Origin of the sequence: Mycobacterium sp. UM_WGJ (assembly GCF_000455125.1) — a bacterium.
GTDB lineage: Bacteria > Actinomycetota > Actinomycetes > Mycobacteriales > Mycobacteriaceae > Mycobacterium.
On record NZ_AUWR01000023.1, the window covers coordinates 33,723 to 60,358 of the forward strand.

A 26,636-nucleotide genomic window follows, 5' to 3' on the forward strand; every position below is an offset into this window, starting at 1 on the left:
TCGTCTCAGCGCAGTGGTATCTCAACGATCATCTGCCCCGTGGGCTCGCGCGACCCCGGATCGGGCTCCACCGTGAACCCGAGCGCCGTCGAATCCCCGAGGGCAGGAATCTCCGCAGTGGTCGACGGTGACACAGCGGCGGCGTCCATCGTGCCGGCCAGCGTCGCACCGCGGGGGCTGAGCAGCCACATCTGGTACACCGTGCCGGGTTCTGGCGGGGGCACGTTGTTCATCACCAGGACTCGGGCACTGCGTTCCCGGGAGAAGAGCACCGTGGCAGTACCGGTGGCCAGCGGGGTCGACACACTCGCCACGTCAGGCGCCGCGAGCACCCGGTCCGAGACCGACTGTGGGGCAGTGGGTCTGAGCTGGCTTCCGACCCCGAACGCCGCCAGCCCCACCACCAGCGCGGCCGCCGCGGCAATAGCCGCGGTACGCCATCGAGAACGGGAGGCGGACAGCTTCGCGGCTCGGCCCAGAACCGATTCACGCAAGGCCGGCGAAGGTTGCGCCGCAGTGGTCTCCGCGATGGCTGCCATCACCTCCTGCACCGCCGACACCTCGGCGCCGAAGGCCTGCGCGATAGGCGTCGGGGCTTCGGTGGCCCCTCGCTCGATCTCGCGCCGTTCGGTGTCGGAGACGGCGTCGAGCGCATACGGCGTCGCCAGGGCGACATAGCAGTCATTCGGAGCCGCACCGCCTGCGGTCGGGTTCGTGCGGCACCTAAATTTCGACAGTCCCCGACCGGCGTGGGCCGCCGATCGCCGGCACGCTCAGATCCCCCGATCGCCGAGGCGCCGCAACTCCCCTTGAAGTCCGCGTACGCCGTCGTCGAGCAACCGGGTAACGGCTGGACGCAGCAGTGGCTCGATCCACTTCAGCCAGCCCTGAAAGGCGAATCTCACCCGATAGGTGATCAGGCAGCCGGACGGCTGCGCGGCGACCGTGATGGTGTCGCAGAAGATCACGGAGTCGTTCTCTCCACGCAGGTCGATCGAGCGACCCGGTCGCAGCGCCGTGACGACGTAGCCGATGGAGCTCACCCGTCCGGCGAACCGGGATGTGTTCCGGTAGCGGGTTCCCACCCCGCCATCGCCTGAGACCCGCACCGTCCGTATGGTTCCCGGGTCCCACCGCTGCGTGGTGGTGAAGTCGGCCAGATAGGCAAACACCGCATCTGGTGCCACGTCACTGCGCACCTCACGCTGCATGGTGATCATGCGCCATCCCTCCCCGCGCGCGGAATTCGTGGTACGCGGCCCGCGGCAACGGCGATATTGTTGGCCATGCCGGTGAATATGATGCCGTGAAACGGCAGAAGTGAATACCAGTAGAGCTGTCCGGCAAGGCCTTTGGGGAAGAAGATCGCGCGCTGGTGCAACTTCGTGGTGTGCTCACCGCACGCCTCGAGGCGCCATTCGAGCCAGGCGCCGCCGGGGGTCCGCATCTCGGCGCGGAGCCGCAGCAGGTGCGGACGCTCTATCTTTTCGACTCGCCAGAAGTCGAGCGCGTCACCGGTGTGCAGCACGTGTCGGTTGCGGCGGCCCCGAGCCAGCCCGACTCCCCCGGTGAGTCGGTCCAGCCAGCCCCGGATCGTCCAGGCGAGCGGGAAGGAGTACCAGCCGTTCTCGCCACCCACACCTTCGACGACCTGCCACAACTGCTCGACAGTGGCGTTGCATTCGACGCTGCGGTCGTCGGTGTAGACCACTTCCCCAGCCCAACTGGGATCCGAAGGCAAACTGTCAGCGGGGGCGCCGGTCGCAGATGCATCGGCCCAGGTCGTTTCCACGTCACCGCTGTCGATGCGGCGCAGTGCGAGCGCGACGGCGTCCCGGTAGCGGGTCTTGCCGCCGGAGGGCGGCGCGATCACCGCATCGATGTCGCGCTCGGACGCGATCGCGTCGGTGCTCAAGGACTCGATCAGGGCACGGCCGATCCGGGGCGGGACAGGAGTCACCAGTCCGATCCACAGTCCGGCCAGTTTCGGTGTGAGGACCGGGAGGACAAGAATTCTGCGTCGGGTCAGTCCGGCGACGTGGGCATAGATCTGCATCATCTCGCCGTAGCGCAAGACGTCGGGCCCACCGATGTCATAGGAGCGACTGCGCGGCAATGGCATGGTCGCGGCGGCCAGCAGGTAGTAGAGGACATCGCGGATCGCGATGGGCTGGATGCGGTTGTTGACCCAGCGCGGTGTGGTCATCACCGGCAGCCGATTGGTCAGGTGCCGAATCATCTCGAAGGACGCCGAGCCGGAACCGATCACCACCCCGGCCTGCAGTACCAGGGTCGGCACCCCGCAGTTGAGCAGGATCTCGCCGACCTGGCTGCGGGACCGCAGATGCGTGGACAACCGGTCCGATTCCGCATGCAGGCCGCCGAGGTAGACGATGCGCCCCACCCCGGCTCGTTGGGCCGCGGCAGCGAGATTCTGCGCGCACTGCCGCTCCGACTCGATGAATTCTCCCGGGTTGCCCATCGAGTGCACCAGGTAGTAGACGACGTCGATGTCGCGGCAGGCTTCGTCCAGGCAGTCCGGTTCGGTGAGGTCGCCGCGAACCACATCGACGGCCGCGGCCCACGGGACATCGCTGATCTTGTTGGGGTTACGGGCCAACACCCGCACCCGGTGGCCGGCTTCGACCAGGCGGGGGGCCAGCCTGCCTCCGATGGAGCCGGTGGCCCCGGTCACCAATACGTTCAATGGCTGATCTCCGCGATCCGGCTCCGTCACGCGGCCCACCCGAACCACTGATCCGCCGAGCGTGGTGTGCGCGATCGAGTCTGCCGGCCTTTTCGGGTGACGCCTCATAGTGGTGATTCGGAACCGCGGACGCCGTGGTCGGGTTCGGCGGGAGGCTCGCCGACAGCGATTGCGTAACCGGCTTCTGCCAGTAGCGTCGAGGCATGAGTGTGGACTTCTCCAGCACAGTTGCCGCGCCGCGTGCGGATGTCTTCGCATGGCATGAGAGGCCGGGTGCCTTCACCCGGCTGAGTCCGCCGTGGCAGCCGATGCATCTGGTCAGCGAGGCGGATTCACTGCGCGACGGGACGGCCGTACTGGCTCTTCCCGGCGGACTTCGGTGGGTCGCCGAGCACCAGCCCGACGGCTACGATCCGCCCGCGCGATTCGTCGATGAGCTCGGCGGACACGGCCTGGCATCGCTGCCCACCCGGGCCACCCTCAGCTGGACTCATACCCACGAGTTCGAGGATCTGGGCGACGGGCGGACACGGGTTATCGACCACGTCGACACCCCCATCCCCGGGGCGTTGCTGCGGCCGATGTTCGTCTACCGGCATCGCCAGCTCGCCGACGACCTGGCAGCGCATCGCCGTGCCGCGCAGGCGGGCCTGACGCCCCTCACCGTGGCGATCAGCGGCTCGACGGGACTGGTGGGTTCGGCTTTGGCGGCGTTCTTGAGCACCGGCGGTCACCGGGTGATTCGCCTGGTTCGCCATGCTGCCGGCAATCCCGATGAGCGGCAGTGGAATCCTGACCAGCCCGACCGTGATCTGTTGAGCGGAGTCGACGCCGTGATTCACCTGGCCGGCGCTTCCATCGCCGGACGGTTCACCGCCGAGCACCGCCGCCAGATCCGTGACAGCAGAATCGAGCCCACGCGGCGACTCGCCGAGTTGGTCGCCGGCACCACCGCGGGACCGCGCGTACTGATCTGTGCATCGGCCGTCGGCTATTACGGTTACGACCGCGGCGATGACGTGCTGACCGAGGACACCGAACGCGGCGAGGGGTTTCTCGCCGATGTGGTGGCCGACTGGGAGGACGCCCTCACGCCGGCAGAGCAGGCCGGGGCCCGCGTGGTGCGCGTTCGCACGGGCATCGTGCAATCGCCACGCGGTGGGACGTTGCGTTTGATGCGCCCCTTGTTCGCAGCTGGACTCGGCGGCCGGCTCGGCAACGGCCGGCAATGGCTGCCGTGGATCGGCATCGACGACCTGATCGACATCTATCACCGCGCCCTGTGGGACACCGGACTTAGCGGCCCGGTGAACGCGGTCGCACCCAATCCCGCGCGCAACATCGACTACACCAAGGCTCTGGGTCGCGTGCTGCACCGGCCGACCGCCCTGCCGGTACCCGGCCTGGGCCCGCGATTACTATTAGGCGCGCAAGGCGCTCGCGAACTCGCCTGCGCCAGTCAGCGGGCGCTGCCCGCACGCCTCAACGATGCCCATCACCAATTCCGCATGCCCGAACTCGAACCCCTGCTGCGGCACCTGTTGGGACGTACCGGCCCGCAGTGACTCTCACCGGCGGCGATTGAGTACCGCGATGTGTCCGGACAACACCGTGGCAAAGGTGACCCACAGCGGATACAGCACCAGAGGGACGGCCCGCACCCCCCGAACGGCGACGGCGCGGCGCGCCAGATCGGCACTGCTGGCCGCGAGCGCGGCGCTGACCGCAGTTGCCGGTCCGAGACGGCGGCGGTTGAAGAACAGCCACGACCAGCCCGCGTTGAGGACGAGGTTAAGCACCAGCGCCGCCACGTAGGAGCGGCGCTGCGCGACCTTTCCACGGTCGTTGAGTTCGTCGATGGTGGCCGCCGAGACCGCGGCGATGTCGGCGTAAAGCGCCGGCCACACTATCGGAAAGGCTTGTCGTGGTGGCTGATACGCGGGCTTCGCGAGCTCTGCATACCAGTCCGATTGCACTGCGGGGGCGGTAGCGATGCTTCCCGTGACAGAGGCCGCGGTGACTGCGGCGCCGGTGCCCAGCAGGGTGGAGATGCGCACGTGGCTCCTTCGGCTCAGTGATTCTTGGTGACAGGTACCGCAATCTCGTTGCGACGAAACATCGGAAGTGTCCATGGCGGGTCGTAGAACCACGCCTGAGGTACGCCGGCCGGCTCACACTGCATGTCTTTCAAGGCATTGAGCAGCGTGGCGGTGTGCGCTTCAACCGCACGCCGAGAACGATCGCCGGAGAAGGCATGCACCGCCACGGTTTCCGCGGGCACGCGCACCAATTGCACCGCAGCGTTGTCCGGCTCCGGCAACGATTCCAGTCCGACGCCGGTCGGCATGAAGAAGCGGATCACCCATTGGCCCGGCGCGCTGGATTGCTGGGCGACGGGCGCGGTCATCGAGATCTGCTCCCCCGCCGGAGCAGCGCGGTCCTGCGCGACGGGAGCAGTCATCGCAATCTTGGTACGCGAGTGATTGCCGCCGAAGATGTAGCCGGCCAGGCGTCGAAATCCGGTGCTGCGTGCCGCCTCCTCATCACCGGTGACGACGGTTTCCGCCGCGACACGCTCCGCGTAGCGGCGAATCTCCACATCGCGGGTTCGTTGCTCCACCGTGAAAGGAGGTTCCTCGGTTCCGTTGCGGACACCGACCACCGACCCGACGGCCTGCAGCGCGGCGCCTGCCGCCGAGAGGATTCCACTCATGTTCGCCCTCCGCCCCTGCCGTTTCTCGCCCGGCCCCGTGCTGCCGGTCGACCATCGACTGTAGCTCGATAGCGCCCACCTATTCAATAAATGAATCATTCATTTATTGAATTACTAAGGCCTTGGTAGCGACGCAGCGCCTCGGCCCGCTCGCGACCATGGTCCACCATGGGTCGGGGGTACCCCGGGGGCGGTGACGCCCGGACCAGATGGGCGTCGGCTAGTTCTGCCAGCTCTGGAACCCAACGGCGCACGTAGTCACCGTCGGGGTCGAATTTGCGGCCCTGCAACGTCGGATTGAACACCCGAAAGTAGGGGGCCGCGTCGGTGCCGCACCCCGCACACCACTGCCAACCGTGTTGGTTGTTGGCCATGTCGCCGTCAACCAGCTGATCCAGAAACCAGCGGGCGCCCCACTGCCAGGGCAGATGCAGGTCCTTGACCAGGAACGATGCCGCGATCATGCGCACCCGGTTGTGCATGAAGCCGGTCGCGCGCAGTTCCCGCATACCTGCATCGACGATGGGAAAGCCGGTTTTCCCAGCCGTCCAACGCTCGAACCGACGGCGCGCCTCGGCATCGGTATCGACCTGGATGGAGTCGAACTCATGATTCCAGTTGGCCCAGGAACTACGCGGCCAGAAGTGCAGCACCGAGGCGTAGAAATCCCGGAACGCAAGCTGGCGAAGGTACGCGGAGGCCCCGGGCCTGTCGAGTTCGAGATCGGCAGCCATGGTCCGGGGGTGGATGTTGCCGAATTTCAGGTAGACCGACATCCGGCTTCCCCCGTCCCGGTCGGGCCGGTCGCGGTCCTGCTCGTAGCGCTCCAGCCCGCTGCTGACGAACGCCTGCCAGTGTTCTGACGCTGCGGCCTCCCCGGCAGGAAACTCGAATCGACCACCGAAGTCAGGAATGTCCACGCGGTGAGCGGACTCGCCCGGCAGGTCGAGAGGGTCGATCAGGTGCGTCGGGTCAGGTCGGGACTTCGCCGGACGCCGCCATCCGTGCTCACGCCACCGCCGAAAGAACGGAGTGAAAACCCGGTAGGGAGTCCCGTCGTCTTTGACGACTCGTCCGGGCGAGGCCAAGTAGGGCGAGCCGGTGGCCACCAGCGGTATGTCACCGAGCGCAGCGCGCACCCGCGCGTCACGCCGGCGCCCGAACGGGGCGAAATCGGTTGACACATGCACCGCCGACGCACCGATCTCGGCGGCGATCCGCGGGATCCGTTCATCGGGAGGCCCGCGCGTGATCAGCAGCCGGCCGTCCAGGTCATCGCGCAGGCTGCCCAGAGACTGGCCCAGGAACTGCAGGCGGCGTTGCCCAGCCGAGGCCTCCAGCTGCGGGTCCAGCACGAAGCAGGCCAGCACCTCGGGGTCCTCGGCCAGCGCGGCCGACAGTGCCGGCAGGTCGCCGACCCGCAGATCGCGGCGGTACCACAGCAGGACCGGCATCGGACTAACCGGCCCGCAGGTCCACGGTGCGGGCCTGCCGGCACGGGCTCACGGGGTCCCCAGTTCGGAATAGAACTGTCGCATCGCTGCGGTCACGGCAGCGACAACCCGATGCGCAGTCTGCAGTTCGGCGTCGGAGAACTCGGACAGCGCGCGGTGCATGTGACCTTGCAGCGGCGTGAAAAACGCTCTGGCGGTGGCCAAGCCGAGTTCGGAGTACCGCAGCGTGACCTTACGTCGATCCGAGGCGTGAGCTTCGCGCCGCACATGACCGGACTCGATGAGACGATCGACCAGATAGGTGATGGCCGCACCCGAAAGTCCCATGCGTTGCCGCAGCTCACTGTGACTGATTGGGGACCCGGCTGTCTCAGCAACCATGATGTGCAGCAGGGCGCGGAAATCGGTCTGACGAACGTTGTTGGTACCGGCGAACCGCTGGCCGATCTGTTCGGATTGGGCGGCGAGCTGCCGCATATCGGCAGATATCAGCGACTCCAGCGCGGTTCGGGCACCAGCATCATCATCCGGTTTCATGACGGTTGACAACACTATCGCTGCGATCAGGCTGGGAACAGCGGCAGCCGTAACGCGCCGGGTGCACTCTCGGGCACGGCCGGCCGCACAGGCCGAACCGGTGCGATGCGTCGGTACGGCTGACCCAGCGGCACGCGGGGGTCCGGCTCGCCGTTGTTGGGCCACAGAGCCATCGCCCGTTCGGCCTGCGCGGTGATGGTGAACGAGGGGTTCACACCCAGATTGGCGGTGATCGCCGACCCGTCGGCAACGTGCAGACCGGGGTGCCCAAAGACCCGCTGATAGGGATCGATGACGCCGGTCTGCGCCGAGTCACCGATGGGGCAGCCGCCGATGAAGTGCGCCGTCAACGGGATGTTAAGCGCGTCCAGGTAGGTACCGCCGGCCATCCCGCCGACCTTGTCGGCCATCCGGCGCGCCACGTCGTGGGCGATCGGGATCCAGTCCGGATTAGGTTCGCCCACACCCTGTTTCGCCGTCATCCGGGTGCCGAAGAGGCCTCTTTTGCGGTAGGTGGTCAGCGAGTTGTCCAGCGACTGCATCACCAGCACGATGATCGAGTGCGCCGAGGCGTTGCGCGGGAACATACTGTGCAGCATCATCGCCGGATGGCGTGCGATGGTCAGCATGAGTCGCGCGAAACGCCACGGCCCCCCGTCGATCAGATGGGTGCCCATCATCGACAGCAGGTTCGAGCCCTTGCCGTAGCGACACACCTCGATATGGGTGTTGGCCTCCGGGTGGATTGAGGAGGTGATCGCCACGCCTTGGGCGAAGTCGTCACGATCGGGCGCGAACACCACCGGCACCTCTTCGGAATTGGTGCGGGTCAGCTCGCCCAGGCGGTCCGAGAGGTGCGGCAGTGATCCGGTGTCGCGCAGCTTGTGCAGCAGCCGCTGGGTGCCCAGCGAGGCCGCGGCGAACACCACCTGACCCGTGATGAAGTCCCGCTTGCGCTTGCGCACCCACCGGCCGGTGCGCACCGTGCTGACCACATAACCCCCGGCACCGTCGGGCCGCACATCGGTGACCATCGTCATCGGATGAATCTGGGCGCCGGCACGCTCGGCCAGGTACAGGTAGTTGGTCTCGGTGGTGTTCTTCGCGTTGTGCGGGCACCCGGTGAAGCACTGCGCGCAACCGATGCAGCCGGAGCGCTCGGGGCCGGCCCCGCCGAAGAACGGATCCGGAACCGTCGTGCCGGGCTCGTCGCCGAAAAAGACTCCGACGTTGGTAGGGTGGTAGGTGTCTTCGACACCCAGATCTCGGGCCACCGCCAGCAAGACCTCGTCGGCGGGGGTGGTGTGCGGGGTGGGTGTCACTCCCAGCATCCGTCGAGCCTGGTCGTAGTACGGCGCGAGCTCATCTCTCCAGTCGGTGATGTGCGCCCACTGCGGATCATCGAAGAACCGTTCCAACGGCTCGTAAAGGGTGTTGCCGTAGATCAACGAGCCGCCGCCGACCCCGACGGCGCTGGCGATGAACGTCTTGCCCAGCACCGTCAGCCGCTGCGGACCGAAGCAGCCCAGTTTCGGCGCCCACATGGCCTTGCGGACGTGCCAGTTGTTGGGCGGGAAATCGGCGGGTTGCCAGCGGCGCCCCATGTCCAGTACGCCGACCCGGTAGCCCTTCTCCGTCAGGCGCAGAGCGGACACGCTGCCCCCGAACCCGGAGCCGATCACCACGACGTCGTAGTCATTTGTCATGCAGGTCCTCGGAGCTGTCGCCCGGAGCGGGCGGGGCACATCACGACACCGGAATCTATCCCGCTGTGGACGTGCGTGTGGGTATAAGCAGCGCAAGCGATACCACCAGGAGCAGGCTCAGGCCGACCGCGTTCAGCACCGCGTCCCGCGGCCCGTACATGTGCAGCATGCCGAGGTGATAAATCAGGTGCAGCAGGTTGAACGTCGACCAGCTGACCCCCGTGATGACGACGACGGCGCGGTTGCGCAGGTAGTACACGGCCAGCGCGCTGAGCACGCCCAACCCCGAAAACATGCCGCCGACGTCCTTGACGAGGTGCTCGTTATAAGGGCCCAGTACCGGCAGCCAGGTCATGCCCATTCCGGGAAACGTCGTGTACCAGTGCAGCGGGGCAAAATACGCCCACAGCCCGAGGCTGAGCCCGAAGATGGTCAACACGATCAGACAGAGGCGATGCGCGGTGAGGTTCATACCCCATTGACGACGCACCGGGCGATTGTGTGACGACATGCGGCTCACCGAACAGCCGGAACGTGGGCGTCCAGCCACTCGGCGAAGGTCTGCTGGCCTCGCGGGCCCGGGTGCGCGGGCAGCAGCGCGCCGCCGGCCATGGCCTTTCCGACCGCGCCGGGCAGCCGCAGGGGGATCACCGGTCGGCGCTGCCTGAGGCGGCGCAGCAACTGCCGAGCCATGTCGACCATCGACTCCACCTGGGGGCCCGCGAGTTCGGGCGCCATCTGCTGGGGCTCACCGACGGCCAGGGTGCACAGATGCGCGGCGACTTCGCTGACGGCTATCGGCTGGCAGCGCATGGCCGGTATCACCGCGATCGGGCCGGGCACCTGCCCCAGGATCTGGTCGGCGAACTCGTGAAACTGGGTGGCACGCAGGATCGTCCACGGGACGGCACCGGCCCGGATCACTTCCTCCTGGTGCAGCTTGCCCTGGTAGTAGCCACTGGGCACCCGGTCCACGCCGACGATCGACAACGCGACGTGGTGGCGGACTCCGTTGCGCTGCGCGGCGGCCAGCAGATTCTCGGTCGCGGTTCCGAAGGACGCCCGCGCCTTCTTGGCGTTCATGGTCGCGAAGTCGACGACATCGATGATGGCCTCGACACCGTCGAGCGCGGCATCGATTCCGGCGTTTTCCAGGAGGTCGACCCCGTGTGCGCGGGCGAGGATCACCGGGTGGTGCCCCTGGCTGTCGAGATGCTCGACGACCTTGCGTCCGGTCTTGCCGGTACCGCCGGCAACCGCGATCTTCATGGGTGCACCCTTCCACGTGGCTGGACGTCAGTCGACCAAGACCACCATTTTGCCCTGAGCCTCCCCTGCTTCCATGACGCGATGCGCTTCGCGGATCTGATCGAAGCGGAAGACCCGCGAGGGCGCGGCTTTCAGGCGACCATCGCGCACTTTGTCGGCGATGTCCTGAAGCGGCACATCCGATAACGCAAAGCCGGGAGTGCCGAACACAAAGCTTCCGAAGAAGCTGAGGTTGACACCGCTGGCCATCTGCAGCAACGGGTTGAAGTCAGCGATCGGATCCAGCCCGCCGAGCCAGCCGGCCAAGCACGCCGTACCGCCCCGGCGCAGCATGTTCAAGGAGTCGAGGATCGTACTGTTGCCCACGAGGTCGAGAATGGCGTCGATGCGCTTGGCCTCGGTTATGTGTGCACTCAGATCGGGGATCTCGAGTTCGGCGCGTTCGACGCCGAGGGAAGACAGCATGCCGAACCGGTCACGGTTGCGCGTGGTGGCGATCACCCGAGCACCGGCCTCCACCGCCAGTTTTGCGGCCGCCTGGCCGAAAGACGATGTCGCCCCACGGATCACGACGGTCTGACCGGCGGTCAGATTGAGGTTGCGAAACAGACAGGTCCATGCGGTGGCATAGGTTTCCGGCAGCGCGGCCAGCTGATCCCACGGAAGATCCGCCTCTATCAGGGCGACGTTCTCAGCGCGCACCCGAGTGAACTGGGCGTAGCTGCCGTTGATGGTCCGGCCCAGCCCGCCCATCAACGCCGCGACTTTGGCACCAACCCGGAACTCACCTCCCGGGCAGGCATCGACGATGCCCACGCATTCGATACCACTGACTTCGGCGGCCTCGGCCCACTCGCCGCGGCGCATGTGCATCTCGGCGTGGTTGATGCCGAATCCCTTGACCCTGATCACCACCTCGCCATGTTTCGGCAGTGGCTTGGGGATGTCGGTGTAGGTCAAGACATCCAGATCGCCGAAGCCGTCGAGAACGATGGCCCGCATGGTGGGGCCGACCGCGGCTTCTCGCACCACCGCGGGTTCGGTTGGAATGGCTGGTGTCGGTGTGGTGGACATACGTCTCGTCTCCTATGAAGATCGTTGGTGCGTGCTATTTTTCGAAGATCTGCGCCAGTTTCCCCGCGAGATCGACGAGGTCGGCTGCGATGAAGTCAGGCTGGTGAAGCCCGTCCGCTCGCAGCGGCGCGTTGCCGGGGCGCGCGATCAACGCGCCGCTGAATCCGGCGGATTGCGCGCCGATGGTGTCCCACGCATGGGCGGCGACCATCATGCAAGCCGAGGGCCGAACTCCCAGTTCGCGAGCCGTGTGCTGATACAGCGCGGTTGCGGGCTTGAAGATCCGTAGCTCGTCCACGCTGAACTGCCGCTCGAAATAGCCGCCCAGGCCTGCACTTTCCAATGCCGTTGGGCGGCCGGGCTGTCTCGGCGAGTTGGTCAGCGCCACCAACCGGTAGCCGTCGTCGCGCAGGCGTGCCAGTCCGGACGCCGCATCGGAATGTGCCGGCATGGTGGCCATCGCGTCGGTGAGGGCCGCCACGTCGCCGTCGGCCAACTCCACACCGGATATCTCGGCGAGCATCCGCGCCGCGGCCTGCCCCAGAGCGAAGAAGTCGGTATAGCAGTCGACCAGTGTGACGGCCATCGAATACATGACCAGCTGGCCAAACCACTCCCGAAGCGCTCCGGGACGCCCGAACAGCCTGGCGAAGTACGGCTCCAGTGCCTCGATGTCGACAAGGGTCTCGTTGACGTCGAAGACCAGGACCGCAGGTCGGGCCATGCCGGCCAGGACGGCTACTTCCCGCCGACCCGGACCAAGAAGCCCTTGATCAGGGCGGCAACCTCGTCGGCAGCGGTCTCCAGCAGGAAGTGGCCGCCGTCGAGCAGATGGATCTCCGGGTCGCTGGCGTCGCGGCCGAATGCTCGGGCACCCTCAGGGCCGAAGATCGGGTCCCCTTGACCCCAGACCGCCAGCACCGGAACTCCACTGGTGCGCAGGTACTCGTGCAGAGCGGGATACATCGGCGGATTTGTGGCGTAGTCCCGGAACAGTTTGAGTTGGATTTCGTCATTACCCGGGCGAGCCAGTAGCGCGGCATCCAATGTCCAGGTGTCCGGGCTGACCAAGGACTCATCCGGGGCGCCGGTCAGATACTGCCATCTGATCGACTCGGCATCCAGCGCCGTCCGGATGGCCGCCTCGGTCTCGGGCGTCTGCTCACGCTGGTAGTCCCAGACGGTTTTCCAGAAGCCTTCGACAAAGCCCTCGTCATAACCGTTGCCGTTCTGCGTGACTATCGCGGTGATGGAGTCGGGGCGGTTCAGCGCCAGCCGCCAGCCGATCGGGGCCCCGTAGTCCTGGACATAGATCGCGTAGCGGTCCAACCCCAACTGGTCCAGCAGCGCCTGCGTGAGGTCCGCGAGATTGTCGAAGGTGTAGTCGAACTCGCTCGCCAGCGGCATGTCCGAGTAGCCGAAGCCGAGGTAGTCCGGGGCGATCACGTGGTAGTCGTCCGCCAGGCGGGTGATGAGGTCTCGAAACATGTAAGAGCTGGTCGGAAAACCGTGCAGCAGCACGACGGCGGGCGCATCGCTGCGTCCGGCTTCGCGGTAGAACAACCGGTGCCCGTCGACGGTGGCGTGGTGGAAGCTGGCCGTAGGAACCATATCTAACTCCTTAAATCATTTTTGATAGTTAGGAGTCAAGCACCCGTACTGTAACCTGTCAATAGATTTTTGGAGGTTATATGGATATCGTGGTGGCCGGACGCAGCGACGAGGCGCTGCTCTTGGACCTGCTCAACTCCACCCCCGTCATCGACGGCGTGGCACGCGATGAACTCGCGGACCCGGTGACGGCACCGGCGTGGTTGAGTTCCCGCGACCTCGGCCCGGCAAACGGACAACTCCTTCAAGAGCTCCGCGACGTCCGGGATGCATTGCAAGACATCGTGCGTGGAGACCGGACACCGCAGGACTTGCAGCCGTTCCTCGGTGGAGTCGGACTCTCGGCGACAGTCAGCGACCACGGCATCACCTGGACCCTGGACACCGGTGAGACGTCGACGGCCGCGGCGCGCGCCATCCTCGCCTGGGACGGTTTGCGAATCTCCAGCCCGGGGCGACTACGTCCCTGCGCCAATGCCGACTGCCAGCTGTTCCTGATTGATCGCAGCAAGCCCAACACGGCCCGGTGGTGCTCGATGGCCATCTGCGGCAACCGGATGAAGGCACGCCGCCACTACCAGCGAAGCAAGGCCACGACCAGCGACTGAAGCGCCCGACGCGCCCACTCGCGCACGGGGGACGCGTTCGCGTCGCCGCGAGCCCAAATGCCGCGGCGGCGGGATCGCGGACTACCATGGGACGGCCCCGCGGGTTCTCTACACCGACCGCTTTCCAGGTCCCCCGCCCCCGTAGCTCAGGGGATAGAGCACGGCTCTCCTAAAGCCGGTGTCGCAGGTTCGAATCCTGCCGGGGGCACCAGTTTTTGGGGTGTACGACTTCGGGACGGCCGCTACTTCCAGAAGGCGTTCATGGCCTGGGCGTAGGTGTCGTTGGCCGTGAGCGGGGCCAGGCCCAAGGCGTCTTCGATGGTGGCCATCAGGCTGTACTGGTTGTAATAGGCGTCGGTGGTGAAGTTGCCTGACTGCATCCCCCCGTACGTCACGGCGCCCGCACTCGGGATGACGATCATCGGAGCGTTATTGCCTTGGTTACCGAAGCCCAGTGAGAGGTTGTTGTTGTCCTCGTCCGTGGTGATGATGATGACGTCCCGCTCGTCCGGGTCGGTCCACGTCTTCGAGCTCTCGATGGTGGAGACCTCCTGCTGGACGAACTGGTCGGCGGCCGAGACGTTGTACTGATGGTCGCCGAGCTGTGTGGCGATGAACTGGAGAACGCCGCTGAGTGAGTCGACCGGGCCTTCCCCGTTGTTGTCCTCGTTGGCAGCGATCCAGGTGAATCCGGGGAACTTGCTCGGGTCAGCGAGGTCGGTGGACAACTGCGTCAGCGGAAGCAGGTGCTCCTGCAGGTAATCGGGGGTGTTGCCGTAGACGTAACTGAATTGGGTGAAGGGCAGTTCATCGGCGGAGTAGTCCCCCGATGACACGATGGCGCCCGCCGACGGCATGCTCTGCGCGTAGCCGGCCCAGCTGATGCCCGCCAGGTCCATCTCCTGCATGAGGCTCGGGGCGTTGATCGAGTTCGGGGCAGAGTTGTAGTCGATGCCGAAGTCCGAGCCGCCCAGGATCCGGAAGTAGTTCGGGTCGCTGGGGTGGCCCAACGCGTAGTAATTGTCCGCGTAGCCGTAGGTGTTGATCAGGCTGTTCATGTACGGCGCGTTGGGGCTACCGACGATGTCGGCGGCACCCTTGTTCTCCACGTAGATCACGAACACGTGATCGAGTTGGCCGACGTCTGACGTCGGTGTGGTGAGCGGCGCCGCGGTGAGGCTGGGATCGCCGACCGTGAACGACTCGTTGTCGGCGTAGGCGCCGTTGTAGTCGCCGAGGTACTGGTTTTCGTCGGTGAAGGTCGTGGTCACCTTTGCGGAGACCGCGCCGTCCGGGACTGTCCCCGTGATCTCGCGTTCCTCAAATCCGGTGAAACCCCAGCGATCCCAGACCGTGACGGGGTTGAGCGAGCCGGTGCCCACCACATTCCCGTCGGCGTCGAGGAAGCTGACCTGCACTGAGGCATAGGACGGGTTCCACGTTTGGCCACCCAGATCGGCACTGAGCGCATACGGCGTTCCGGCCGCGCCGGTGACGTCGACGGTTTGGCTGATGGTGGAGGTGCCCACCGGTCCGCCGCCGGCGAAGTTGTCGCCGCCGCCCGGCGGCGCGGTCTGCGGAAAGCCGAACAACCCCGACACCGTCGGCAACGGAAAAGCCACCGGGGACGGATATCCGACCGGGGTGCCGTAGGCGATCACGGTCGGCGTGCCGGTCTCGGTCCAGCCCGGAATGGGCACCCCGCTATAGCCGGACCCGGACGGATCGGCTGTTTCGAAGCCCGGGTTGACCAGCAGGTTCTGACTCATCAGTTGCGTGTCGGCGTGGAGCGGGGCAATCGGATCGAGACTGTTGAGCCAGCTGACGAGTTCGGTGTCCAGCTGTGGACCCAGGACCGTGGTGACCGAGTCCTGCTCCAGGAAACTTGTCATCGCATTGAGGACTTGGTCGATGAAGACGTCGAACTCATCGGCATGGGCTTCGGGCGCGGACGCCAACTGCCCCAGTCCCAGCGCCACAACCACGCTGGCCGCGCCCGTCATCCCCATCCTCAGACGCCGAAGAGCCATGGTTCCGACAATCCTCAGGCACCGCTAGGCCGTCAAGAAGCCCCAGCTAATACATTTCAGAGCCACAGGAAGTCGACAGAATCGCGCGACCGTGGGGTTAGCCGAACAGATCGGCCAGGCTGAAGCTCGGAGTGTCGGCGATCAGGTCGGACATGTTCGCCCACTGCTGGGCTGCCTGGGCACTGAGTTCGGTCGGCCAGTCGTCGTTGGCGGTCAGGATCACCGTCGCCAGGTTGTCCCGGGCATTGAGCAGTCCGGCCAAGATGCTGGTGTTGGGGTCGAACAGCAATCCGTCGATAGCGGGGATGAACAACTGGGGCATCACCACCGAGAGGGCGGTCTGCGCCAGCCCTAGTGCGATGGGCAGGTTGATGTTGCTGGCCAGCAGCGGCAGGGCGTTCCAGACCGCGGACAGGCTTTCCATCGGGTTTTCCAGGACACTGCGCACCACGGCGTCCCAATCCGGGCTGAGCGCCTCGGTGAAGCGCAGCTCCATCGGCGTGACGGGCTGGCTGGCGAAGACGGCCTCGAAGTTCTCATTGCCCATCAGGCCTTGCAGCCCGTTCATCAGGAGGTTCTGCAGCACCCAGTCGGGCTGGGCGGTCATCCGGGACATATCCAGCGCATAGCCGTAGGACAACACTCGCTGCGTCATGTCGGCGGCGAACTCCTCGGGGCTCACCGTCGGGGTGCCGTCGGGGAGGTAGTCGTTGAGCTCGCTGATCGGCACGACTTGAGCCGTCACTCCCAGTCCCAAGACGCTGTCGGGATCGGCGACGTGTTCGAAGCGCGCGAAGATCTCGCCTCGCGACAGGCCCCCGGTGTCCAGCCAGTTCGCCACGCCCGGATTGGTGGCGCTGACAACGTAATAGGTGTAGCCATCGGGGTCGTGGTAGGTCGTGGTGTGGTTCAGCGTGGATTGCGCCATGACGTAGGGCAGCGCACCGCCGTAGACGTTCATCAGTTGAATGCCGCTGTAAGCCGACTCCACGTTCGGCACCTTGATGACCAGAGCCTCATCGGAATCCAGGTCGAAGTTGCCGCCGGTGACCACCGCACTGGCCAGGCCGGCACCGTAGCTCGTCTGGGGGCCCAGGTCATGCATGGTGTTGGCGGGAATGTTCATGCCTACCGAGGCGCCGCCTTCGATTGCCCGCGTGTTGAACGGGCCGACGACCTGAGCGAAGGCACTGAAAAGGGTGGTGAGGATCGAGTCGACCGATCCGAGGCCACCGGAATCTGCCAGCGTGGTCGACACCGGGTCGTCACTGGGGAAGAACCCGCCCTCGGGGATAGCGAAGAACGGCGGGCAGTCGGCCACACATTGCACGGTGACGCTGCCCGGACCCTTCGCCCAGTCGCCGAGGATGTCCCGGATCAACAGCGACGCGGCGCCGCCGACGGTGGCGTCGGTGGTGTCCATGAAGTTCAGCGCTCCGGCCGGCGCCTCCGGTCCGATGTAGACGGTGAAGGTGCCGTCGGGATTGAGCACCAAGCCGTCGCCCAGTTCCAGGTCTTCGATCGCCTGCGCCGTGCCGCCGGTGATGGCCTGCGTGCTGATCGCGAAATGCTCCGTACCACCGCCGAGGGTGCCGTGCAGGACGTAGGTCGCACCGGGCGCCAGACCGGCGGTCACCCGGTAATAGATGTCGGGGGTGAAGAAGTCGAAATACTGCCGTGGCTCGGTGGCGTTGCCCGCGATCGCCTCTGGCGACTGAAAGAAAACGCCGTTGAACAGTTGGGTGACTCGTGAGAGGCCGGCGCTGAGCAACTGGTAGTTGGTGTTCTGCAGCATCAACATCACGTTGTCTTCGCTGCCGGGCGTCGCGTACGGCAAGGTCATGTTGAGCTCGACCAGCCGCTGCATCTCCGCGATCAGCGCATCGATCGCGGGCTGGAACCCGTACGTCGCTGTCAACGCCACCGCGGGCGGCGCGCTCGCCGCGGCCGTCACCGGCGAGCCCATCACCAGCGACAACGCGCTGCCCACCGCGGCCGCGGCGACGCCGTACCGCTGGATGCGGCTCGGCCGGCCCACTGCTCCGCTTGCGATCACGCCCACGACCACTCCCCGATCTTGTTCATGATTCTCTGGTTTAAATCACGGCGAATTTTTATTTTCCGACGATACGTCGAGGGCTTGGCGGGTGCAATAGTCGCCGCGCCCCGCCGCAACCCGTGTCGATAAACCCCTTGCCTGCATCAACCGGGACCGCCCGGTAGGTTGCGCTGCATGTCCAAGCGATGGCTTTCTGCGTGCGGAACGGTGACAGCAGCACTGGTCCTGAGCGGATGCGGGCTGACCGTGACGAAGACCGGCACCGACCCGGTCGCGAACGTGGCCCCCCGCAGCACCCCCAACGGCATGGTGTTGGTGTCGCCGGACAACTTCGTGCGGGCGGTCACCGACCAGGAATTCACCAACATCGTCAACGAGAACGGCTTCGGCCGTTTCTTCCACATGCGCGACGTCACCCCGGTCGACCGGCAGCTGGTGGTGCGGTCCAATCGGGACACCCTGTATTCGGCGGCGGTGTTCGACCTGCAAGCCAGTCCGGTCACCCTGACGCTGCCCGATCCCGGTCAGCGGTACATGTCGGCGCAGGTGATCAACCAGGACGAATACGTCACGGACATGTTCTACGGCGGCGGCGAGCACACGCTGGATCAGCAGCATGTCGGCACCCGCTATGTGGCCGTCGCCATTCGCATCCTGGCCGACCCCAACGATCCCGCCGACCTCGCCGCAGCCCACCGCCTGCAGGACGCGATCACCGCGCACCAAGACGACACCGGCAGCTTCGACGTGCCCCGGTGGGATCCGGTCAGCCAGAAGAAGGTCAGCGACGCGCTGTTGGAGCTGGCCCAAACGATCCCCGACACCCGGGGCATGTTCGGCAGCGAGGCCGAAACCGACCCGGTGCGGCATCTGATCGGGGCGGCCGCGGCGTGGGGCGGCAACTCCGAGAAGGAGGCGTTGTACCTCAATGTCACCCCGGCCCGCAACGACGGCAACACGGTATACCGCCTCACCGTCAAAGACGTTCCGGTGAAGGCGTTCTGGTCGGTCACCGTCTACAACAAGAACGGCTACTTCACGGAGAACCCGCAGCAGGCGTACTCGGTCAACAACATCACCGCGGACAAAGCGGCGGACGGATCGGTGACCGTGCAGTTCGGGGGATGTTCCGACGACAACAAAGCCAATTGCCTGCCCACCACGCCGGGCTGGAACTACCTGGTCCGGCTCTACCAGCCGGACAAGGAGATCTTGTCGGGCAAGTGGGTCTTCCCGGCGGCGCAACCCGAAGAGTCATCGAGCAGCGAGACCCGTTCTCCGGCACCGGCACCCGGTCCCGCGGCAACGCCCCCGCCGGCGCCGTCGCGGCCGGCACGCTGACCACAGGGCCGGCACCCGGCAAGCCGGTTGAGGAGGTAGCTGGTGGACAAGCAGTTTCGCTTCGGAGTGGGCCTGAACCCGATTCGGTCGGCGACCGAACTCACCGAGACCGCACGGCGGCTGGAAGGCTTTGGATTCGACGTCCTGCACGTTCCCGATCATCTTGGCGCCCCAGCCCCGTTCCCGGTTCTGGTCGCCGCTGCCGCGGCCACCTCGAGGATCCGGGTGGGCACCTACGTGCTCAACGCCTGCTTCTACAAACCGGCACTGTTGGCCCGCGACATCGCCGACACCGACGTGCTGTCGGGCGGGCGGCTCGAGGTGGGCCTGGGAGCGGGATACGTGCGCGCGGAGTTCGAGGCCGCCGAGCTGCCCTTTCCCAGCGCCGGCCGCCGCGTCGAATACCTCGAGCACGTGACGAAGTACCTGGCGACACACCAGCCGCGCGTGCCCATCCTGATCGCCGGCAGTGGTGACCGGCTACTGACCGCGGCAGCTCGCCACGCCGACATCATCGGATTGACCGGGTCGCGGGTGGACGGCGCCGACGATTCCCTGGCCGAGCGGGTCGACTTCGTCCGCGCAGCCGCCGGCAACCGCTTTGATGCCCTCGAACTGAACCTGGCCATCACGGCGATGCCGACCGACGGCTCCGGGATACCCGATCTGTCACTGACCCGCCGGTTCGCGCCGACACTGTCGGATGAGGAACTGCTGGCCTCGCCCGCGGTGCTGTCCGGGTCCGTTGACGAGATGGCCGACACGCTGCGCGAACGCCGCCACCGGTACGGGATCAGTTACTTCACCGTCCAGCAGCAACACGCCGATGCGTTCTCCGAGGTCATCGCCGCACTGCGGTGATTAGCGCCCACACCGAACAGCACAACGCACCCACGACGGCGACGGCGCCGATATAGAGCCCGTAGCCGGCGTTGATGGGTGCCGCGACGTTCAGCCGGTAGTACCAGATGCCCAGTGCGGTGATCAGCGCGGAGTCGAGCACTGCGACGACCGCGGCCAGCCGGGTGAACAGCGCCCGGGCCACCATCGCGCCGGCCACCAGCAGCACGGAGGCGAGCAGCACGATCAGCTGGCCGACCCCAAAGCGGGGCGGCAGCGCGATGGCACCGGCGCTGCCGCCGATCGCACTGGCATGCCCGCCACCCTCGGCCGAGGTGGTCAGCCACGGCAGCCAGGCACTGCCCGACAGCAGGGCCGCGCACAGCGCAATCAGCCAACCGGGACGGTAGCGAGTCATGTTGTGACACTAGCTCGCATCGACCAGCACTCCGCTGCGCGGCATCGACAACGTTCTGCTCAGGCCGAGCCGTCCCAGGAACTCGTCGTCGTGACTCACCACGATGAAGGCTCCGCGATAGCCGCTCAGCGCGTCGACGAGCTGACCGACGCTGTCCCGGTCGAGGTTGTTGGTCGGCTCGTCGAGCAACAACAACTGCGGCGGTGGATCGGCGAGCAGTAGTTGTGCCAGCGCGACGCGGAATCGCTCACCACCGGACAGGGTGCCGACCGGCCGGGCCACCCGGTCCTCGGTCAGCAGGAATCGGGCCAGTTGGGCGCGCACCGCCTGCGGCTGCCCGCCGGAGACCGCCGACACCGCGTCGAACGCGGACACGGTGTCGGCCAGGTGGTCCAGGCGTTGCGGCAGGTATCCGACCCGGTCGGTCAGCAGTCGCCCGGCATCACCGCTCAGCAGTGCTTCCAGCAGCGTCGTCTTGCCCACCCCGTTCGGGCCGTCCAGGGCGATGCGCTCCGGTCCCTGCACCAAGACCGGTCCGTCGGCTCCGGGCAGCTCGGCCAGCCGGCGGCTGTTGGGCACCTCCGGATCCGGCAGATCCACGCGAATGTGTTCCTCGCGACGAACCCGGGCGGAGGCGGCCTCCAAGTCGGCTTGGGCATCACGAACCCGACCGTCCAGATGCCCGCGCAGCTTGCCCGCCGAGACCTGGGCATTGGCGGCGTTCTGGTTCATCACGATCTTGGCGGCACGCTTGTTCTGGTGGGCGACCTGGGCCGCCCGGTTGCGTCGAGCGAGTTTGGTCTCGGCTTCCACCCGCTGGCGCTTCTCCACCTTGACCACCTGCCCAGCGGTGCGGGCCGCCGCCCGGGCGGCGGCCTGCTCGGCGTGCAGGTGCGCCCGCCAGGCGCTGTAGGGGCCGCCGAACGTGGTGAGTCGTCCGTCGTAAAGCTCAGCGGTGCAGTCCATCTGCTCCAGCAGCGCGGTGTCGTGGCTGGCCACAATGAGCGAGCCGGGCCATGTGTCGACCAGCCGCGCCAACCCGGTGCGCGCGGCGCGGTCCAGGTTGTTGGTCGGCTCATCGAGCAGGGTGATCGGGGCGGCCGCCAGCCGCAGCCCGGTCAACGCCACCAGCATGGCCTCCCCGCCGGACAGTTCGGCGACTCGGCGATCGAGGTCGCCCGATCCAAATCCGATGTCGCGCAGTGCCGCATCGGCGCGGGATTCGATGTCCCAGTCGTCACCGACCACTTCGAAATGGGCCTCGGCGGCGTCTCCGCCTTCGATCGCCCGCAGCGCGGCGAGGCGGTCGGAGACACCGAGCAGCTCGGCGATCGAGGCGTCGGTATCGAGGGTGAGCAGCTGCGGCAGGTAGGCCACCTGCCCGACCGTGGTGATGTGCCCGGTGGTCGGCCGCAGTTCGCCGACGATGAGCCGAAGCAGGGTGGATTTGCCGGTGCCGTTGGCGCCCACCAGGCCGGTACGGCCGATACCGAACGAGCCGGTGACGCCGGCCAGCGCGGCACTGCCGTCGGGCCAGGTGAAGCCGACATCGGTCAGGGTGACGCCAGCGCGGGCGTCATAAAAAGGGAGGGACATGCGGTCTCCGGGAAGGTCAGCGGGAGCGCTGACAACCGGGACCGGACTACGGCAACTCGGCGGTGATCAGCGCGCGGACGGCGGCGTGAGACCGACGATGCCTGTCATTCCATGACCTCCTGTGCAGGGACGCCCGCCACAGTAGCGGCGGGATGGCGCGGCGTGCAACCGATTAACTCGGCGCGAAAACCGTGACGAACTTGCGCAGCGACTCGTTGATGTCGCTCTTTAGTGCGGCGGCCACCAGCATGCCGATCGGGCCGAACAGGGCCGGACCGCCCAGGTGCACGTCGAAACTGACCTTGGAGCCATCGCCCTGCGGGGCGACCTTGGCCAGTAACTTGATCTTGACCCCGCCCTTACCGTCGCCGTTGAGCGTCATCCCGGCGGGTGGCTTGTAGTTCACGATCGTCCAGCTGATCTTGTTGAGCATGCCCTTGACCTCGACGATCGACTCCAAGGTGGTGCCCTTGTCGAGGGTTTCGGGCAGCACACTGCGCCATACCCGGTGAATGGTCAGCCACTCTTTGTAGCGGGACAGATCCGAGGCGTACGCCCAGGCCTCTTCGGGAGGCAGCGGAACGTCGATGGATCCGGAGAGCTTGGCCATGTCGTGCTTTCCCCTAGTGTCGCGGTTTATCGCTGGGTCATTGTGGTCGTTGCCGACCCCCGCCACAACTTCGGCCGCTCACCGAGCATGCCGCCCCGGGCCCACCACAGCGCCTCGATGGCGGCTGCGCCGAGCGCGCCGATGCCGAGCGCCAGCAACGTCAGTGCCGTGTTGGAGGGGTCCAGCAGGAACTTCTCCCGGGTCAGCGGCATCGCGAAGATCGCCACGTAGGCCAGCCCGCAGCTGATCACCAACAGCAGCCGCCACCATTGATAGGGCCGAGCCACCACGGCCAGCACCCATCCCGCGGTGGTCAGCAAAGTGATCAGCGCGCTGGTGGAGGCCTGGATCTGCTGGACCGCGGTGGCTTCGCTGCCGCGGTAGGCCACCAGGTAGGACGCGAAGGTGGCGATGCCCACCACCACGCCGGCCGGCAGCGCCCCGCTCATCACCCGGCGAACGAAACCGGGGTGCGCCCGCTCATTGTTCGGCGCGAGCGACAGGATGAATGCCGGGATGCCGATGGTGAACCACGCCGCGACCGTGACGTGGATCGGCTGGAACGGATACAGCAACGGTTTGGTGCCGAACAGGGCCGACGCCAGTCCCACCAGGCCCACCAGCAGCGCGAGCAGCACGGAATACACCGTCTTGGTCAAAAACAGGTTCGCCACCCGCTCGATGTTGCCGATCACCCGACGCCCCTCCCCCACCACGTAGGGCAGGGTGGCGAACTTGTTGTCCAGCAAGACGATCTGGGCCACCGAGCGAGCCGCTGAGCTGCCCGCCCCCATCGCGACACCGATGTCGGCATCCTTGAGCGCCAGCACATCGTTGACGCCATCGCCGGTCATCGCCACCGTGTGGTTGCGGGCCTGCAAGGCGTGCACCATGGCTCGCTTCTGATCGGGGCGCACCCGGCCGAACACGGTGTGTTCCTCCAGCGCACCGGCCAGTCGGTCCGGCTCATCGGGTAGCTTGCGGGCGTCCATCGCGTCTCCGGACAATCCCAGCTCGGCGGCCACCGCACCCACCGAGACCGCGTTATCGCCAGAGATGACTTTTACCGAAACTTCCTGCGCGGCAAAGTAATCCAATGTTTCTCGGGCGTCCGGCCGCACCTTCTGCTCCAGCACCACCAGCGCCGCCGGAGTCACCGGCCCCGGCGCTTCGGGATGGTCGACGGGCCGGCCGCAGACCCCCAGCAACAAGACACGCAGGCCGCGCGCCCCGATCCGTTCGGCTTGCTCGGCGGCCGCCGAGGACGGTTCGAGCAGCACGTCGGGCGCCCCGATCACCCAGTTCCCGTGCTCGGGGAATGAGACGCCGCTCCATTTGGTGGACGACTTGAACGGCGCGCAGGCGCTCGAGGTCCAACCCGGCGATGTCGGGAACGCCTCGGCGATGGCCTGGATACTGGCATTGGGGCGGGCGTCTTCGGCGGCCAGCGCGGCCAGCGCTTGGTGTACCGGGAGTCCTTCGGCGCCCTCGAGTTCGGTGATCTCCGACACCCGCATCCCGTTCTCGGTGAGAGTGCCGGTCTTGTCGGCGCAGACCACGTCCACGCGGGCCAGTCCTTCGATCGCGGGCAGTTCCTGCACCAGGCACTGCCGCTGGCCCAGTCGCACGACCCCGAGCGCGAACGCCAGCGACGTCATCAGCACCAGGCCCTCGGGAACCATCGGCACCAGGGCGCCCACCATCGCCAGTACCGATGCCCGCCAGCCCGCGTCGGTGGTGAACAACTGCGTGTAGATGATCAGCAGTCCGGCCGGGATCAACAGGTAGGTGATGAATTTCAGGATCTGGTTGATACCGCTGCGCAGTTCGGACTTCACCAGGGTGAACTTGCTGGCCTCCTCGGCCAGTTTGGCCGCGTACGCCTCGCGACCCACCCGGGCGGCCCGGTAGGCACCGCTGCCCGAGACCACAAAGCTGCCCGACATCACCTGATCGCCGCGATCCTTGCCGATCGGGTCGGCTTCACCGGTGAGCAGCGACTCATCGACCTCTAAGTCGGAGGACTCCATGACCTCGCCGTCCACGACGATCTGGTCGCCGGGGCCGAGCTCGATGATGTCGTCGAGCACCACCCGACCCGGCGGGAGCTGCTGCGTCCCGGACTGCCTGCGCACCAACGGTTTCGCCTGGCCGATGATGGCCAGCTTGTCCAGCGTCTGTTTGGCCCGGATCTCCTGCACCATGCCGATGACGCTGTTGAAGACGATGAGCAATCCAAACAGCCCGTTGATCAGTGAGCCGGTGGTGAGCACGATGGCCAACAGCACACCCAGGATCGCGTTGATCCGGGTGAAGACGTTGGCGCGGATGATCTCGCGGACGCTGCGGGCGGCGCGGGCCGGGATGTCGTTGGTCTGGCCTCGCGAAACCCGCTCGGCGACTTCCGCGTCAGTGAGTCCAGCGGTTCGCGCGGTCGTCAACGGGTGAACCTTCCCAGCTTGTCGTGATCGAAGTACTCCAGCTCCACCGCGCCCTTGGTGAAGGTCGCCTTGGATATCGTTCCGTCCGGAGCGTTCTCGCCCTGTAGGGCGAAGGTGAAGGTATCACCGTCGTAGTGGCTCAACCGGAATCGCTGGTGCTGCGGTCCGAGCGTCACGTCGAGTGCACCCTGGTCCTCGGTGACGGTGGCCGGGCCCCAGTAGGGGTTGGCGTACTCCCCGAGGTATTCCGACAGCGGCCGGGCGGGAGCCGGATGGGCCGGAGGCCGGGCGCCCAGCAGCGCGCCTTCGGGCTGCGACATCGGCGCCAGCGCCTGACGGTACAGCGTCGGCCAGTTCTCGCGGATCTCGCCGTACTGGACCAGGTCCAGAAATTGGGCGATCAAGGTCTCCGGGACCCCGATCGGGGTGGCGTTGGTCAGCACGACGATTCCGACGTCCTGCGACGGGAGTGCCGAGAACGCGGTCGCGGCGCCCAGCAGGAAGGCGCCCGAGTGGCCGTATTGGGTGCGCCCCGATGAGGTGATCGACACGTTGAAGCCCTCGCCGTAGAACCCCGGCCGGGCGGTGCCGACGCCGGCCGGGGCACTGATCACCTGCGGCGTGATCGCGGGCAGCAACGCTTCGGACGCGATGAGCTGGGTGCCGTTGTGGCTGCCGTTGGCCAGCACCAAGGTCAGCCACCGGGCCATGTCGTTGACCGAGGAACTGACCCCGCCGGCCGGTGACTGGGCGTCCGGATTGCGTTGGTAGCGCGGCTGGTAACCATCGTCGGTCTTGATGTGGGTGAGCGCGCGGTTGGGCCGGGCGAGAAAGTCCGCGTAACGGGAACTGGTCGAGGCCATCCCCAGCGGCCGGTACAGCACGTCGGCCGACAGCTGCTCCCAGGGCATGCCGGCGGCGGTGGCAACCGCCTCGGCGGCGGCGGTCAGCCCGAAGTTGGTGTAGTCGTAGTTGTTGCGGAACGGGGCCAACGGCAGGTGTCTGAGCCGCTGCAGCACTTCCCGGCGGTCGTAGCCGAGGTCTTCGAGTCGGTCGCCGGCATGATCGGGCAACCCGGACCGATGGGCGTACAGATCGGCGATGGTGAGGTGGTCGGTGACGTAGGGGTCCGACAGCGCGAACCAGGGAAGTTGCGTCACCACCGGGGTGTCCCAGGCGATGGTCCCCGCGCTGATCTGCTGCGCCACCACGGTCGCGCCGACCGGTTTGGACATCGAAGCCAGCTGGAACACCGTATCGGCGTTGACCGCATTGTCCGGTCCATCACCATTGCGGATATCGCGCACACCAAAGCCTTTGGCGTACAGGGTTTTACCGCCATGTACGACCGCGACGGCCAGCCCGGGAATTCCCGTGCTGGTCATCAGTTCCTGCGCCAGGCCATCGAGTTTGGCGACCGCGGCATCGACGCGACCCGCGGGGATGTCCACGCCGGACACCTCGTTGGGCGGGGTGTCGTGCTGCGCGGCCGGAGTCCCCGCCGGAGCGCACGCGCTCAACGCAACGGCCAGCACAGTGGCCCCGGCCGTAGCCGCCCACCTGGTCATGGCGCTAGAGCCTCCACCACGCAGTGGGCGCGGCGACGTCGAGCCTCACTGAAC

General features: G+C 66.6%; 24 protein-coding genes and 1 tRNA gene. 5 read left to right on the forward strand and 20 right to left on the reverse strand.

Annotated elements, in window-relative coordinates; translation table 11 throughout:
• Positions 1 to 5: 5 nt before the first annotated feature.
• The 3 genes from N416_RS0109150 to N416_RS0109160 all read right to left on the reverse strand — a co-directional run bounded on the left by N416_RS0109150 (position 6) and on the right by N416_RS0109160 (position 2,737).
• Positions 6 to 668: an anti-sigma factor gene (locus tag N416_RS0109150; RefSeq protein ID WP_036457593.1), complete on the reverse strand. Its 663-nt coding sequence runs from the start codon at positions 666 to 668 to the stop codon at positions 6 to 8.
• A 105-nt stretch (positions 669 to 773) separates the two neighbouring features.
• The gene (locus tag N416_RS0109155; RefSeq protein WP_024441807.1) at positions 774 to 1,220 is read right to left on the reverse strand and encodes an SRPBCC family protein; all 447 of its coding nucleotides are present in this window, start codon (positions 1,218 to 1,220) and stop codon (positions 774 to 776) included.
• The gene (locus N416_RS0109160; RefSeq protein WP_024441808.1) at positions 1,217 to 2,737 is read right to left on the reverse strand and encodes an SDR family oxidoreductase; all 1,521 of its coding nucleotides are present in this window, start codon (positions 2,735 to 2,737) and stop codon (positions 1,217 to 1,219) included. The genes N416_RS0109155 and N416_RS0109160 overlap by 4 nt, the downstream gene beginning before the upstream one ends.
• Positions 2,738 to 2,910: 173 nt before the next feature.
• On the opposite strand from N416_RS0109160, the gene N416_RS0109165 reads away from it, so the two are divergent.
• Complete coding sequence (locus N416_RS0109165; protein WP_024441809.1) at positions 2,911 to 4,272, forward strand: TIGR01777 family oxidoreductase; 1,362 nt, start codon at positions 2,911 to 2,913, stop codon at positions 4,270 to 4,272.
• Positions 4,273 to 4,275: 3 nt separating this feature from the next.
• Here N416_RS0109165 and N416_RS0109170 read toward each other — a convergent pair whose 3' ends face one another.
• From N416_RS0109170 to N416_RS0109215, 10 genes are all read right to left on the reverse strand, one after another.
• The gene (locus tag N416_RS0109170) at positions 4,276 to 4,764 is read right to left on the reverse strand and encodes a TspO/MBR family protein (RefSeq protein WP_024441810.1); all 489 of its coding nucleotides are present in this window, start codon (positions 4,762 to 4,764) and stop codon (positions 4,276 to 4,278) included.
• Between the two features lie 14 nt (positions 4,765 to 4,778).
• A complete protein-coding gene (locus N416_RS0109175) occupies positions 4,779 to 5,420 on the reverse strand; it encodes a heme-binding protein (protein WP_024441811.1) in 642 nt (213 codons plus the stop codon).
• 95 nt (positions 5,421 to 5,515) lie between these two features.
• Positions 5,516 to 6,874 (reverse strand): deoxyribodipyrimidine photo-lyase, encoded by a 1,359-nt coding sequence (locus tag N416_RS0109180; RefSeq protein ID WP_024441812.1) that lies wholly within the window; start codon positions 6,872 to 6,874, stop codon positions 5,516 to 5,518.
• 48 nt (positions 6,875 to 6,922) lie between these two features.
• Positions 6,923 to 7,411 carry a MarR family winged helix-turn-helix transcriptional regulator gene (locus N416_RS0109185; RefSeq protein WP_024441813.1) on the reverse strand — a complete coding sequence of 163 codons (489 nt, stop codon included), beginning with the start codon at positions 7,409 to 7,411 and terminating at the stop codon, positions 6,923 to 6,925.
• Positions 7,412 to 7,437: 26 nt separating this feature from the next.
• A complete protein-coding gene (locus tag N416_RS0109190; protein WP_024441814.1) occupies positions 7,438 to 9,117 on the reverse strand; it encodes a GMC oxidoreductase in 1,680 nt (559 codons plus the stop codon).
• 55 nt (positions 9,118 to 9,172) lie between these two features.
• Positions 9,173 to 9,607, reverse strand: a complete 435-nt coding sequence (locus tag N416_RS0109195) for a hypothetical protein (RefSeq protein WP_231384095.1) — start codon at positions 9,605 to 9,607, stop codon at positions 9,173 to 9,175.
• Positions 9,608 to 9,633: 26 nt separating this feature from the next.
• Positions 9,634 to 10,386, reverse strand: a complete 753-nt coding sequence (locus N416_RS0109200) for an SDR family oxidoreductase (protein WP_024441816.1) — start codon at positions 10,384 to 10,386, stop codon at positions 9,634 to 9,636.
• Positions 10,387 to 10,413: 27 nt separating this feature from the next.
• The gene (locus N416_RS0109205; RefSeq protein ID WP_024441817.1) at positions 10,414 to 11,460 is read right to left on the reverse strand and encodes a zinc-binding alcohol dehydrogenase family protein; all 1,047 of its coding nucleotides are present in this window, start codon (positions 11,458 to 11,460) and stop codon (positions 10,414 to 10,416) included.
• A gap of 34 nt (positions 11,461 to 11,494) precedes the next feature.
• Entirely contained in the window at positions 11,495 to 12,184 is a 690-nt protein-coding gene (locus N416_RS0109210; protein ID WP_024441818.1) for a haloacid dehalogenase type II, read from the reverse strand.
• 14 nt (positions 12,185 to 12,198) lie between these two features.
• Positions 12,199 to 13,071 (reverse strand): alpha/beta fold hydrolase, encoded by an 873-nt coding sequence (locus N416_RS0109215; protein ID WP_024441819.1) that lies wholly within the window; start codon positions 13,069 to 13,071, stop codon positions 12,199 to 12,201.
• An 80-nt stretch (positions 13,072 to 13,151) separates the two neighbouring features.
• On the opposite strand from N416_RS0109215, the gene N416_RS0109220 reads away from it, so the two are divergent.
• Together N416_RS0109220 and N416_RS0109225 are read left to right on the forward strand one after the other, a co-directional pair.
• Entirely contained in the window at positions 13,152 to 13,679 is a 528-nt protein-coding gene (locus tag N416_RS0109220; protein ID WP_024441820.1) for a CGNR zinc finger domain-containing protein, read from the forward strand.
• Between the two features lie 135 nt (positions 13,680 to 13,814).
• Positions 13,815 to 13,890 (forward strand) — tRNA-Arg (locus N416_RS0109225).
• Positions 13,891 to 13,921: 31 nt separating this feature from the next.
• On the opposite strand, the gene N416_RS0109230 is transcribed toward N416_RS0109225, so the two are convergent.
• Complete coding sequence (locus N416_RS0109230; protein WP_155943343.1) at positions 13,922 to 15,709, reverse strand: alkaline phosphatase family protein; 1,788 nt, start codon at positions 15,707 to 15,709, stop codon at positions 13,922 to 13,924.
• Positions 15,710 to 15,806: 97 nt separating this feature from the next.
• A complete protein-coding gene (locus tag N416_RS0109235; protein WP_046300753.1) occupies positions 15,807 to 17,771 on the reverse strand; it encodes a hypothetical protein in 1,965 nt (654 codons plus the stop codon).
• A gap of 312 nt (positions 17,772 to 18,083) precedes the next feature.
• Here N416_RS0109235 and N416_RS0109240 point away from each other — a divergent pair, with 312 nt between their 5' ends.
• Together N416_RS0109240 and N416_RS0109245 are read left to right on the forward strand one after the other, a co-directional pair.
• Entirely contained in the window at positions 18,084 to 19,109 is a 1,026-nt protein-coding gene (locus tag N416_RS0109240; RefSeq protein ID WP_024441823.1) for a DUF1214 domain-containing protein, read from the forward strand.
• A gap of 42 nt (positions 19,110 to 19,151) precedes the next feature.
• Entirely contained in the window at positions 19,152 to 19,970 is an 819-nt protein-coding gene (locus tag N416_RS0109245; RefSeq protein WP_024441824.1) for an LLM class F420-dependent oxidoreductase, read from the forward strand.
• On the opposite strand, the gene N416_RS0109250 is transcribed toward N416_RS0109245, so the two are convergent.
• The 5 genes from N416_RS0109250 to N416_RS0109270 all read right to left on the reverse strand — a co-directional run bounded on the left by N416_RS0109250 (position 19,951) and on the right by N416_RS0109270 (position 26,582).
• Positions 19,951 to 20,367, reverse strand: coding sequence for a hypothetical protein (locus tag N416_RS0109250; protein ID WP_024441825.1), 417 nt, complete (start codon positions 20,365 to 20,367; stop codon positions 19,951 to 19,953). The two genes, N416_RS0109245 and N416_RS0109250, sit on opposite strands and share 20 nt — an antisense overlap.
• A gap of 9 nt (positions 20,368 to 20,376) precedes the next feature.
• Positions 20,377 to 21,963 (reverse strand): ABC-F family ATP-binding cassette domain-containing protein, encoded by a 1,587-nt coding sequence (locus tag N416_RS0109255; protein ID WP_024441826.1) that lies wholly within the window; start codon positions 21,961 to 21,963, stop codon positions 20,377 to 20,379.
• Positions 21,964 to 22,135: 172 nt separating this feature from the next.
• Positions 22,136 to 22,573 carry an SRPBCC family protein gene (locus tag N416_RS0109260; protein ID WP_024441827.1) on the reverse strand — a complete coding sequence of 146 codons (438 nt, stop codon included), beginning with the start codon at positions 22,571 to 22,573 and terminating at the stop codon, positions 22,136 to 22,138.
• Between the two features lie 26 nt (positions 22,574 to 22,599).
• On the reverse strand, positions 22,600 to 25,014 hold the full coding sequence (locus N416_RS0109265; RefSeq protein ID WP_024441828.1) for a cation-translocating P-type ATPase: 2,415 nt from the start codon (positions 25,012 to 25,014) through the stop codon (positions 22,600 to 22,602).
• Positions 25,011 to 26,582, reverse strand: a complete 1,572-nt coding sequence (locus N416_RS0109270) for a serine hydrolase (protein ID WP_024441829.1) — start codon at positions 26,580 to 26,582, stop codon at positions 25,011 to 25,013. The genes N416_RS0109265 and N416_RS0109270 overlap by 4 nt, the downstream gene beginning before the upstream one ends.
• Positions 26,583 to 26,636: the final 54 nt, after the last annotated feature.

Excerpts from the sequence above, each read along its gene's own strand:
- N416_RS0109155 (WP_024441807.1), bottom strand. The coding sequence starts at position 1,220 with ATGATCACCATGCAGCGTGAGGTGCGCAGTGACGTGGCACCAGATGCG.
- N416_RS0109175 (WP_024441811.1), bottom strand. The coding sequence starts at position 5,420 with ATGAGTGGAATCCTCTCGGCGGCAGGCGCCGCGCTGCAGGCCGTCGGG.
- N416_RS0109215 (WP_024441819.1), bottom strand. The coding sequence starts at position 13,071 with ATGGTTCCTACGGCCAGCTTCCACCACGCCACCGTCGACGGGCACCGG.
- N416_RS0109190 (WP_024441814.1), bottom strand. The coding sequence starts at position 9,117 with ATGACAAATGACTACGACGTCGTGGTGATCGGCTCCGGGTTCGGGGGC.
- N416_RS0109205 (WP_024441817.1), bottom strand. The coding sequence starts at position 11,460 with ATGTCCACCACACCGACACCAGCCATTCCAACCGAACCCGCGGTGGTG.
- N416_RS0109220 (WP_024441820.1), top strand. The coding sequence starts at position 13,152 with ATGGATATCGTGGTGGCCGGACGCAGCGACGAGGCGCTGCTCTTGGAC.
- N416_RS0109230 (WP_155943343.1), bottom strand. The coding sequence starts at position 15,709 with ATGGCTCTTCGGCGTCTGAGGATGGGGATGACGGGCGCGGCCAGCGTG.
- N416_RS0109270 (WP_024441829.1), bottom strand. The coding sequence starts at position 26,582 with ATGACCAGGTGGGCGGCTACGGCCGGGGCCACTGTGCTGGCCGTTGCG.
- N416_RS0109250 (WP_024441825.1), bottom strand. The coding sequence starts at position 20,367 with ATGACTCGCTACCGTCCCGGTTGGCTGATTGCGCTGTGCGCGGCCCTG.
- N416_RS0109255 (WP_024441826.1), bottom strand. The coding sequence starts at position 21,963 with ATGTCCCTCCCTTTTTATGACGCCCGCGCTGGCGTCACCCTGACCGAT.
- N416_RS0109180 (WP_024441812.1), bottom strand. The coding sequence starts at position 6,874 with ATGCCGGTCCTGCTGTGGTACCGCCGCGATCTGCGGGTCGGCGACCTG.
- N416_RS0109185 (WP_024441813.1), bottom strand. The coding sequence starts at position 7,411 with ATGAAACCGGATGATGATGCTGGTGCCCGAACCGCGCTGGAGTCGCTG.
- N416_RS0109200 (WP_024441816.1), bottom strand. The coding sequence starts at position 10,386 with ATGAAGATCGCGGTTGCCGGCGGTACCGGCAAGACCGGACGCAAGGTC.
- N416_RS0109260 (WP_024441827.1), bottom strand. The coding sequence starts at position 22,573 with ATGGCCAAGCTCTCCGGATCCATCGACGTTCCGCTGCCTCCCGAAGAG.
- N416_RS0109165 (WP_024441809.1), top strand. The coding sequence starts at position 2,911 with ATGAGTGTGGACTTCTCCAGCACAGTTGCCGCGCCGCGTGCGGATGTC.
- N416_RS0109210 (WP_024441818.1), bottom strand. The coding sequence starts at position 12,184 with ATGGCCCGACCTGCGGTCCTGGTCTTCGACGTCAACGAGACCCTTGTC.